The organism is Caulobacter segnis, from assembly GCF_003243465.1.
Classification (GTDB): Bacteria; Pseudomonadota; Alphaproteobacteria; order Caulobacterales; family Caulobacteraceae; genus Caulobacter; species Caulobacter segnis_A.
The window spans coordinates 1-8,921 of record NZ_QFQZ01000122.1 but is presented as its reverse complement, the minus strand read 5'-3'; the positions used below and the strand labels follow the sequence as shown (position 1 = coordinate 8,921).

Genomic DNA, 8,921 nt, shown 5'->3' with positions numbered 1-8,921 from the left:
CGGACCGTCCGAGTATCCCCCTCGAACCTGTCCCCGCTCGATCGCCCCACGCCGCCACGATGGTCGCTGGCCACGCGCCCTTTCCTCGCGACGAGGTGGGTCAAGCATACGGGCGGTTTTAACGCGGATGATTGAGCGGCGTGTAAAAGTGGGAAGCGTTTGAAATCGTTCGGTTCGATTCCGGATACGCGGATCACAGAGCGCCGCGAACGCTCGTAGTTCCTCTCTCCTCCCCCTCCGGGGGAGGGGGACCGCCGAACGGCGGTGGAGGGGCCAGCCGAGCCGGCAAGGCCCCCTTCAGGGCAGAACAGCGCGCTCTCCGTCGCCCACAGGATGTAACCCCGCCGCACAGGGCCCCCTCCACCAGCTTCGCTGGTCCCCCTCCCCCGGTGGGGGAGGAGAAGGGTTTAGCTCGTCTGTCCCCCGCGACGGGAGCTATCCTTACATCTCACGGCGAGACGATCGCAGGGCTGTCCGGGTTGCTCAAGGACCGCCCTCCGGGCGGCCGCGCCGCGGCGGCGAAGCCGTCCTTGACCAACCCGGACAGCCCTGCACGCTGCGGCCTCCAAGAGATGTAAGGTTCGCTCCGACCTCGGGAGGTCGGGTGGCGATCCAAAGCGGAATCCCTCTCTCATGGATGTTCAGACCGGGGACATCCATGAGAGAGGGATTTTGGCGCACGTCCTACACCCGGTTGTAAGGATACCGGTCCCGGATCATCCGCTGGAAGAACCGCCCCTTCGACGGCGCGCGGAAGAAGGCCCGGCTCACCCGTTCGGGGACGCCGACATAGACGTATTCGTCGCCGTCGCTGAACGTGACGAACAGCTTGCCGTGTTCGGGGGCGTAATCGATCGCTTGGATCGCGGTAGAGTCCACATGCATGGCTTCACAAGCCTCCGCAAAGGGGATCGTTCAGTCCTAGGAGCGAACGAAGCCCGGCCGGGTTCCCGGCGTGCGCCCGCCTCATAGGCCTCCGATCGCCCCGTGCAAACTCAGGGCGAATACGAATAGTGTCATTGCGGAGCGGCGCGAAGCCGCGGGGAGGAAACTTGAGCATGCATCAGTCCCACGCCCTGGTGGCGATCGTCACCCTGCTGTCCCTGCTGGTCTATGTCTGGATGATCCTGCGCATTCCCGGCGCGCGGCGGCGGAGCGGCATCGACGCCCCGGCCATGACCGGCGATCCGGAGCTGGAGCGCCATATCCGCGTCCAGGCCAACACCGTCGAGTGGCTGGTCATCTATCTGCCGGCCCTGTGGCTGTTCGCCATCTACTGGAACGACCTGGTCGCCGCGGCCCTGGGCGTCGTCTGGATCATCGGCCGGATCGTCTACGCGCTGGGCTACGCCGCCGATCCGAAGAAGCGCGAGGTCGGCTTCATCATCCAGGCCCTGGCGACGGCGGTTTTGGTGTTCGGCGCCCTGGGCCGGGCGATCTGGGTCTACGTCACGATCGGCGCCTGAAGTCTGTTTGAGGCCATGGCGCGGCGGCCTATATCCGCGCCATGGACCACCTGCCCGTCGATCCCGCCCGTTACGGCGCCTTCCTGGTCGCCATGTTCGTCATGGCCATCACGCCTGGACCGGCCAACCTGTTCGCCATCGCCACCGGCATGGAACGCGGCAAGGCCGCCGCCTTGCTGGGCGTGGTCGGCATGAATACGGCGACCCTGGTGTGGTTCACCGGTTCGGCCCTCGGCCTGGGCGCGCTGATCATCGCTTTCCCCAAGGCCTTCCACGTCCTCGCGCTCGGCGGCGCGGCCTATCTTGTCTGGCTGGGCCTGAAGTCCCTGTGGGCCGGGATCAAGAACCTGGAAAGCCACGCCTCGGCCACCGTGCGCGCCGGGCGCTCGGCGTTCCTGGACGGCTTCATGGTGCAGATCGCCAATCCGAAGATCCTGCTGTTCTTCTCCGGCGTGCTGCCGCCGTTCCTGGACATCAAAAGACCCCTGGCGCCGCAGCTTGTCATGTTCGCCTGCGCGACCATCGGCATGGACCTGATCAGCATGTCCAGCTACGGCCTGGGCGGCGCGGCCCTGTCCAGCCGCATGAACGAACCCGGTTTCCGGCGCGGCTTTGCGCTGTTGGTGGGCGTCCTGCTGATTACCGCCGCCGGCCTGATCGTCTCGCGAGGCTAGTCGCCCCGGCGCAGATTTCAGGCTTGTTGCAAACGGCGCCTTGGCGAAACCACAAAGCCTCGCCAGAGTTGTCTCCAAACACGAGGACTCCGCTTGAAGGAGCAAGTCATGTCCATGAAGAAAGCCGCTGTCGCCGTGGCGCTGGTGCTGGCCGCCGGCCTTGCCGCCTGCGCCACGCCCACGCCCTATCAGCCCAAGGTCACCAAGGGCGCCGTCACCGGCGGCTTCTCCGAGCAGAAGCTGGAAGGCGACCGCTATCGCGTCACCTTCGCCGGCAACAGCCTGACCTCGCGCGAGACCGTCGAGCGCTATCTGCTCTATCGGTCGGCCGAGCTGACTACTCAGCAGGGGTACGACTGGTTCGAGACCGCCGACCACCGCACCGAGCGCACTGCGCGCACCTATGTCGAGTCCGATCCGCTGGCGCGGCCGGCGTTCGGCTGGGGTCCGTACGGTTACTGGCGCCCGGCGTGGCGCTACTATGGCCCGGCCTATGGCTGGCGCACCTGGGACCCGTTCTGGGGTGACCCCTTCTTCGCCGACCGCGCCCAGATCCGCACGGTCGAGAAGTTCGAGGCCGCCGCCGAGATCGTGATGCATAAGGGCCAGAAGCCGCAGGGCGACCCGCGCGCCTACGACGCCCGCGAGATCATGGCGAACCTCGCCAGCACGATCGTGCGGCCCGAAGCGCAGAAGTAGGTCGGAAAAATCCTCTCCCCAAGGGGAGGGGCGTCGATCCGAAGGCGCGACGGAGAGGGAAGTATCAGCGGGACTTCCGCATCACTCCCCCCTCCGATCGCTTCGCGATCACCTCCCCCGCTTGGGGGGAGTATTTTTTATGCCTATCGCGGCGCCATGCGGATGCCGCCGTCCAGGCGCACGTCCTCGCCGTTGAAATAGCCGCAGGTGATCATCGTCACCGCCAGCTGGGCGTACTCCTCGGGATTGCCCAGGCGCTTGGGGAACGGCACCGAGGCGGCGAGGCCCGCCTTCACCGCTTCCGGCGCGCCATTCATCAGCGGGGTGTTGAAGATGCCCGGCAGGATGGTGTTGACGCGGATGCCCTCGCCCATCAGGTCGCGGGCGATCGGCAGGGTCATGCCGACCACGCCGCCCTTCGAGGCCGAATAGGCCGCCTGGCCCATCTGGCCGTCCTCGGCCGCGACCGAGGCGGTGTTGACGATCGCGCCGCGCTCGCCGTCTTCCAGCGGCTCCAGGTCCAGCATGCCCTTGGCCGACTTGGCGATGCAGCGGAACGTGCCGACTAGGTTGATCTGGATGATGCGATCGAAGGCGTCGAGCGGGAAGTGCTTGGTCTCGCCGGTGGTCTTGTCGCGGCTGGCGGTCTTGGCCGCGTTGCCGGTGCCGGCGCAGTTCACGAGAATCCGCTCCTGGCCGTGGGCGGCGCGGGCCTTCTCAAAGCCGGCGTCGACATCGGCGTCGCTGGTCACATTGACCTTGCAGAAGACGCCGCCGATTTCCTTGGCGACCTCTTCGCCCCGCGCTTCGTTCATGTCGAAGATCGCGACCTTGACGCCTTGCGCCGCCAGGGCGCGAGCGGTGGCCTCGCCGAGGCCCGAAGCGCCCCCGGTGACCACGGCGGCGACGGTGTTGTCGAGTTTCATGAGCGTTTCCCCTTAAGCTTCGCGTTTGATGGGTTCGCGTTTAGGATCGGACTTGGAGCAGAGGTTTAGACCGATGAGCGGCGACGCCAAACCGTCCCCCGACGTAAACGTCAACGACGTGCTGGATCCGGCCAAGGCGCTGGTCCCAGCGACGGTGCGCGTCAATGAGGAGCGCGTCGAACGCGGCTTCCTGCCCAAGATCCGCAAGGTCGCCGCCAAGGTCCCGTTCGCCGCCGACGCCCTGTCGGTCTGGTGGTGCGCCCGCGACCCCGAGACCCCGACGGCGGCCAAGGGCATGATGCTGGCGGCGCTCGCCTATTTCGTCCTGCCCACCGACGCCCTGCCCGACATCCTGCCGGTGATCGGCTTCACCGACGACGCGGCGGTGTTCGCGGCGCTGATGGCGATCCTGGGACGCACCCTCAAGCCCCGCCACAAGGAGGCCGCCCAAGCCTTCCTGCACAAGTTGGCCGACGAAGGCTGATCCGCACATGTTCGCCCTGCTGCTCGCCGCCGCGGTTCAGGCCGCCCCGCCCCCGCCCGCCGACCCGGAGGACAAGGCGGTTCTGGCGACCGCCCAGGCGTTCTTCGACGGCTTCGAGAAGGGCGACGTCGCGGCGATGCGCGCGACCCTGCTGCCGAACGCCCAGCTGATGTCGCTGACCAGCCGGCCCGGCGGCGAAACGGTCGTTCGCCGCTTCGGCTTCGAGGAGACCTTCGGCGCCAAGCCGCCCGCGGGCGCCAGGGAGTGGATGTGGTCGCCGGTGATTATCCGTCGGGGCGCCTTGGCGACGATCTCCGCCCCCTATGAGCTGACGGTCAACGGCAAGACGCTCCACTGCGGCCTCGACGTCTTCACCCTGGCCAAGGCTGACGGCGCCTGGAAGATCGCCAGCATCAGCTGGACGGCCGAGCCCGAAGCCTGCCCCGAAATTCGCAAGATGTAGCCGCGCCTACCAGTATTTCTTCATGATCTCGCGCGCCCAGTCGGGCTCGCGCACCTCGCCGCGCGGGGCGAAGCCGCTCATCACCGGCTTGATGTCCAGCACCGGCGTGCCGTCGATGGCGTCCAGGCCCCTGACCTCCAGCGTCCGGCCGTTCACGGCGACGACCTCGCAGACGGTGACGCCGATGCGGTTGGGCCGGTTCTTGCCCCGCTGGGCGAAGATGCCGATACGCGGCCAGTCCTTGTCGCCGCGCGGGTGGCGGGCGCCGTTGACAATCTCGCTGTCGGTCACCTTGTCGAAGACGTAGACGATCTCGGCGTGGCTGAAGGTGTCGAGACCCATCAGCGCCTCGCCGTCGAAGCGGCCGGGATCGAGCACAATGCGGGCGCGGCTCTGGCCCCAGTCGTCGTCCTCGGGGACCTCGCGCCCGCCCTCGACCCGCCCGATCGGCGTCATTTCGATGATCATGCGCTTTCCTCCGTGTGCGACAGGTTGTCGCGGGGTCAGGACCGCTTAAGTTGGTCGGATGATCGAAGCCCTCCTCGCAAGAATGATCAAGACCGGCGACTTCACGGCGCACCTGCCGGGCGGTCGCATCGTCAAGGCGGGGGACGGTTCGGGACCGCCGGTCGAGATCCGCATCAACAGCCGCGGACTGCGCCGCCTGGCCAACCCCAGCCTGGGTCTGGGCGAGGGCTATATGGAGGGCGATATCGTCTTCGAACGCGGGACGATCTCGGACCTGCTGACCATCGTCGGCGAAAGCGGCGGGCGAAAGCCAAAGCGTGGTTCGGCGCTCAGCCGGTTCCGCAAGGCGCTGAAGCGGCGCATCCAGCAGGTCAACGACCGCGTCGCCTCGCGCCGCAACGTCGCCCATCACTACGACCTGTCGAACGACCTCTACCGACGCTTCCTCGACGCCGACATGCAGTACTCGTGCGCCTATTTCGAGCGCCCGGACATGACGCTGGAGGAGGCGCAAGCGGCCAAGAAGGCCCTGATCGGCCGCAAGCTCCTGATCCAGCCGGGCATGAAGACCCTCGACATCGGCTCGGGCTGGGGCGGGCTGTCGATGACCCTGGCCAAGGACTTCGGCGCGCGGATGACGGGCGTGACCCTGTCGACCGAGCAGCAGGCGCTGGCTAAGGAGCGCGCCGCGACGGCGGGCCTTTCCGACCAGATCGACTTCCGACTGACCGACTATCGCGACCTGGCCGAACCCTTCGACCGCATCGTCTCGGTCGGCATGCTCGAGCATGTCGGCGCGCCGAACTTCCAGACCTATTTCGAGACCATCGCCCGCCTGCTCGACGAGGACGGCGTGGCCCTGGTCCATTCGATCGGCAAGATGCACGGGCCGGGCGCGACCAACGCCTTCACCCAGAAGTACATCTTCCCCGGCGGCTATATCCCCGGCCTGTCCGAGATCGTCGCGGCGATCGAGAAGGCCGGGCTTTGGATCACCGACATCGAGATCCTGCGGCTGCACTACGCCGAGACCTGCCGCATCTGGCGCGAGCGATTCCTGGCCGATCCCGACATCCCCCAAATGTTCGACGCCCGCTTCCGCCGCATGTGGGAGTTCTACCTGGCCGGGGCGGAGCTGGGCTTCCGGCACGGCGGCCACATGGTCTTCCAGATCCAGCTGGCCAAGAAGCGCGACGCCGCGCCCCTGACCCGGGACTACCTTTTCCAGGCTCAATAGCCGGGCGCCGACCCGCTCGACCTCGGCTCTAGCGCCTCTTCTTCCGCGAAACCGCCTTGCCCTTGGCCTTGGACGCCTTGCCCTTCTTCAGCGCCGAGGCCTTGCCCTTGCGGGCCGCCGCCGCGCACTTGGCCTTGGCGGCCTTCAACGCCTTGCCCTTCTTGCCCTTGGTCGAGCAGGCGGCGGGGGCGTCGGACGCCGGGCGGCTGGCGGCGGCGCGCGGCGGCCAGACATAGGGACCGCGGCCCCGCGCCTCGTAGCCGGGCGGGGCCTCGGGCAGCAGGTGCTCGGCCGCCACCGGCCGCGCCGCGCCCTCCTCGACCAGTTGCCCGGACCAGCCGCCGTCGGCGCCCGGACGCAGGCTCAGCGTCAGGGCCTGGCCGCCTTCGCGGGAGACGAACCGCGCCGAAAGCCCTTCGCCCTCGCGCTGAAGATCGTCGATCAGGCCCGTCGAGCCTGGCGCCCCGGTCCGGCGCAGGTCGCGCCAGGCGCCCTCCAGCGGCGCGGCGCCCCCGGCCTTGTCGACGATCAGCAGGGCGTAGAGCGGCGTCCCGTCCGGCCCCGCCACCCGCCACTGGCCGTCCAGCGGCCCTTGCAGGGTCTGGGCGGCGGCGATCGAGCCGCGCACCCGCATTTCGTAGACCTGCTCGGCGGCGGTCGCCTCGCCGGGCGCCGGGATCGGCAGGATGTTCGGCTTGCGGCGCGGCGCGGGCTTGGGCGCGGCCGTCTCGGCCTGCTCCTCGTCCATGTCCTGGCCGGACTGGGCGATCAGGTCGGCCAGCGGATCCAGAGCCTGGGGAACCTCGGCGGCGGGCGGCGAGGTCGCGGCGGGCGCTGTCTGCGCGGGCGGAACCGTCGCCGGGCTCTGCTGGGCCAGGGCGGGGCTGGCGACCAGGACGACGGAAAGAACAATAGCCCGCATTCGCAACCTTCTAGACCCCGCCGCCTAGCCCCGGGCGGCGATCGCCTCCGCGACGGCCACTAGGCGCTCGGCCTGCGCCAAGTGCAGACGTTCGGCCATCTTGCCGTCCACCCGCAAGGCGCCTTTGCCAGAATTTTCCGGCGCGTTGAAGGCGGCGATCACCGCGCGGCTCCAGGCGATGTCCTCGGGCGAGGGCGAGAAGACGCGGTTGCAGATTTCCAGATGCTTGGGGTGGATCAGGGTCTTGCCGTCGAAGCCGAAATCGACGCCCTGGACGCAGACGGCCTCCAGCGCCGCCAGGTCCTCGATGTCGTTGTGGACCCCGTCCAGGATCGTCAGGCCATGGGCCCGCGCCGCCGCCACCGACAGGGTCAGCAGCGGCAGGAACGGCGCCCGGTCGGGCGTCTGGCGGGCCCGCATCTCCTTGGCGAAGTCGTTGACGCCCATGACCCAGGCCGACAGGCGCGTGCCGTGCGAGGCTTCGGCGATCTCCCACAGATGGAAGGCGGCCTTGGCCGTCTCGATCATGGTCCACAGCCGCGTGGCCGGCCGGGCGGCGTGCAGGCGCTGGTCGTAGAGCCGCACGTCGGCGGCGTCGTTGACCTTCGGGACGAGCACGGCGTCGGGTCCGGCCTCCGCCGCCGCCGCCAGGTCCTCGGCGCCCCAGGGCGTGTCCAGGCCATTGACGCGGATCACGACTTCGCGGCTTCCAAAGCCGCCGGCCTGGACCGCCGCGACGGCCGCGTCGCGCGCCGCCGGCTTGGCCTCGGGCGCGACGGCGTCCTCCAGGTCCAGGATGATCACGTCGGCGTCGAGCGTGCGGGCCTTCTCAACCGCCTTGGCGTTGGAGGCCGGCATGTAGAGGGCGCTGCGGCGCGGGCGGCTGGACAGGTCGACGGTCATGATGCTCCCCGGATTGGTTTTCTGTCTTGCGCCCAGCTTAGCATTGCTGCGCCGCAGCAAAAGCCTTCCGCTTGGGTCAGGCAAGGCGATATCGCCTTGGCGCCCCTGCTGTTCGGCGTAGGATCAGGCCATGACCACGCGCTACGACAAGAACGCCAGAAACGTGCTGGGCGGCGAACTCGTCCCCTGCTCGGTCAACCCGATGACCGGCTTCTATCGCAACGGCTGTTGCGAGACCGGCCCCCATGACCTGGGCCTGCACACCGTCTGCGCGGTGATGACCGACGACTTCCTGGCCTTCTCGAAGGCCCGCGGCAACGATCTGTCCACCCCGCGCCCAGACCTGGCCTTTCCGGGCCTGAAGGCCGGCGACCGCTGGTGCCTGTGCGCCGGCCGCTGGACCGAGGCGCTGGAGGCCGGCATGGCGCCGCAGGTGGTGCTGGAAGCCACCCACGAGGAGATGCTGGCCGTCGCGCCGCTGGGCGTGCTGAAGGATCATGCGGCGGCCTGACACGGGGTTTCGGCTTCACGCGGCGGGCCGCTGAAGGTTCGGAAAGGGACGCGGAGCGCCGGACATCCGTCCGGAGGTGTTGAGTGTGAGTACCGTTTCGACGAAGCCAGACGCTCCGCGTGGCCGTTATCCGGTGAGCCCTCGACGCGCGGGGTTTTAACCCGCTTC

12 protein-coding genes and 3 pseudogenes are annotated in these 8,921 nt (G+C 68.5%); 10 read left to right on the top strand and 5 right to left on the bottom strand.

The genetic code is table 11. The annotated features are described in order from the left end of the window. Together DI526_RS22345 and DI526_RS22340 are read left to right on the top strand one after the other, a co-directional pair. Positions 1-122: pseudogene (locus DI526_RS22345) on the top strand (hypothetical protein); the annotation flags it as partial. A gap of 323 nt (positions 123-445) precedes the next feature. Beyond that, positions 446-517 (top strand): annotated as a pseudogene (locus DI526_RS22340) (hypothetical protein); the annotation flags it as partial. Positions 518-684: 167 nt separating this feature from the next. Here DI526_RS22340 and DI526_RS22335 read toward each other — a convergent pair. After that, complete coding sequence (locus tag DI526_RS22335; protein ID WP_304282922.1) at positions 685-885, bottom strand: KTSC domain-containing protein; 201 nt, start codon at positions 883-885, stop codon at positions 685-687. A gap of 173 nt (positions 886-1,058) precedes the next feature. Here DI526_RS22335 and DI526_RS22330 point away from each other — a divergent pair, with 173 nt between their 5' ends. From DI526_RS22330 to DI526_RS22320, 3 genes are all read left to right on the top strand, one after another. Next, entirely contained in the window at positions 1,059-1,466 is a 408-nt protein-coding gene (locus tag DI526_RS22330; RefSeq protein WP_304282920.1) for an MAPEG family protein, read from the top strand. 41 nt (positions 1,467-1,507) lie between these two features. After that, positions 1,508-2,140 (top strand): LysE family translocator, encoded by a 633-nt coding sequence (locus DI526_RS22325; RefSeq protein ID WP_304282918.1) that lies wholly within the window; start codon positions 1,508-1,510, stop codon positions 2,138-2,140. Between the two features lie 108 nt (positions 2,141-2,248). After that, positions 2,249-2,839, top strand: coding sequence for a hypothetical protein (locus tag DI526_RS22320; RefSeq protein ID WP_304282915.1), 591 nt, complete (start codon positions 2,249-2,251; stop codon positions 2,837-2,839). Positions 2,840-2,982: 143 nt separating this feature from the next. Here the strand turns inward: DI526_RS22320 and DI526_RS22315 are convergent, their stop codons facing one another. Further along, complete coding sequence (locus tag DI526_RS22315) at positions 2,983-3,765, bottom strand: SDR family NAD(P)-dependent oxidoreductase (RefSeq protein WP_304282914.1); 783 nt, start codon at positions 3,763-3,765, stop codon at positions 2,983-2,985. Between the two features lie 73 nt (positions 3,766-3,838). Between DI526_RS22315 and DI526_RS22310 the strand changes: the two genes are divergently transcribed. Further along, on the top strand, positions 3,839-4,249 hold the full coding sequence (locus DI526_RS22310) for a YkvA family protein (protein ID WP_304282911.1): 411 nt from the start codon (positions 3,839-3,841) through the stop codon (positions 4,247-4,249). 7 nt (positions 4,250-4,256) lie between these two features. Next, a complete protein-coding gene (locus tag DI526_RS22305) occupies positions 4,257-4,712 on the top strand; it encodes a nuclear transport factor 2 family protein (protein ID WP_304282909.1) in 456 nt (151 codons plus the stop codon). A 6-nt stretch (positions 4,713-4,718) separates the two neighbouring features. Here the strand turns inward: DI526_RS22305 and DI526_RS22300 are convergent, their stop codons facing one another. Further along, positions 4,719-5,180 (bottom strand): SAM-dependent methyltransferase, encoded by a 462-nt coding sequence (locus DI526_RS22300; RefSeq protein ID WP_304282906.1) that lies wholly within the window; start codon positions 5,178-5,180, stop codon positions 4,719-4,721. A gap of 58 nt (positions 5,181-5,238) precedes the next feature. Between DI526_RS22300 and DI526_RS22295 the strand changes: the two genes are divergently transcribed. Beyond that, a complete protein-coding gene (locus DI526_RS22295; RefSeq protein ID WP_304282903.1) occupies positions 5,239-6,417 on the top strand; it encodes a cyclopropane-fatty-acyl-phospholipid synthase family protein in 1,179 nt (392 codons plus the stop codon). Positions 6,418-6,445: 28 nt separating this feature from the next. On the opposite strand, the gene DI526_RS22290 is transcribed toward DI526_RS22295, so the two are convergent. Next, on the bottom strand, positions 6,446-7,339 hold the full coding sequence (locus DI526_RS22290) for a hypothetical protein (protein WP_304282900.1): 894 nt from the start codon (positions 7,337-7,339) through the stop codon (positions 6,446-6,448). A 24-nt stretch (positions 7,340-7,363) separates the two neighbouring features. After that, positions 7,364-8,242, bottom strand: coding sequence for a CoA ester lyase (locus tag DI526_RS22285; RefSeq protein WP_304282898.1), 879 nt, complete (start codon positions 8,240-8,242; stop codon positions 7,364-7,366). Between the two features lie 130 nt (positions 8,243-8,372). Here DI526_RS22285 and DI526_RS22280 point away from each other — a divergent pair, with 130 nt between their 5' ends. After that, positions 8,373-8,753: a DUF2237 family protein gene (locus DI526_RS22280; RefSeq protein ID WP_304282896.1), complete on the top strand. Its 381-nt coding sequence runs from the start codon at positions 8,373-8,375 to the stop codon at positions 8,751-8,753. 12 nt (positions 8,754-8,765) lie between these two features. Beyond that, positions 8,766-8,921, top strand: a pseudogene (locus tag DI526_RS22275) (hypothetical protein); the annotation flags it as partial.